Origin of the sequence: Stenotrophomonas geniculata ATCC 19374 = JCM 13324 (assembly GCF_001431625.1) — a bacterium.
Taxonomy (GTDB): domain Bacteria; phylum Pseudomonadota; class Gammaproteobacteria; order Xanthomonadales; family Xanthomonadaceae; genus Stenotrophomonas; species Stenotrophomonas geniculata.
This window is the reverse complement of record NZ_LLXT01000026.1, coordinates 1-682: the sequence shown is the minus strand read 5'-3', so window position 1 is coordinate 682 and position 682 is coordinate 1. Positions and strand designations below refer to the sequence as shown.

Sequence of the window (682 nt, the reverse complement as noted above, 5' to 3'; positions counted from 1 at the left end):
GCCGTCACCGGATCCACGGACAGGAACACCCCCAACTGCGGATCCATGTACCGCTGCTGCATGTAACTCAGTCCGGTCGCCGAGTCACTCACATGCCCGGTATACCCCGGCCCATCCGTGACCTGACCACCCACCACGGCCCCGTAAGGCTCGTAGTCATAGCGCTTTATCACATTGCCATTGGCATCGCTCTCAGCCACAACCGAGCCCAACGCGTCCGTGTGGATGTACGTGACCGTCGTCTGTGCGACTGCGGCTGGCGACACGCCAAGGCCAATGAGTAGAACGCAGCACAGCCAGGTGCCGAATGCCCCCAACTTGCGAATTCGATCTCCACAACCCCTCAAGCGGGTCGACACACCGCTTGCAGTTCCCCCTAGCCTGCGCATCCTTCCAATCCCTGAAAGAGCCTTGAAGCAAGGCTGGATATTCATAGCACAGGAATGACCGCTGCGTTTGCCAGGTCAGGAACTGTGCGAGGAGCTAAGCGCCTGGGAAGCCGGGCTGGCCGCGAGATTCGGAAATTGGGGGCTGCCAGCCATGGGCTGGCACTACTGGGGCCGGCATTCCGCCGGGCATGGCCCGGCGCTACCAAAGCACAAAAAGCCCCGGCCAAGGCCGGGGCTTTTCATGCAACTGGTGCCGGAAACAGGAGTCGAACCTGCGACCTACGCATTACGAA

1 protein-coding gene is annotated in these 682 nt (G+C 61.1%); it reads right to left on the bottom strand.

What is annotated here, in order from left to right; translation table 11 throughout:
• Nucleotides 1-389 (bottom strand): RHS repeat domain-containing protein (locus tag ARC63_RS01560; RefSeq protein ID WP_275452895.1); only part of this gene is annotated, 389 nt, incomplete at its 3' end.
• Between the last annotated feature and the right edge of the window lie 293 nt (nt 390-682).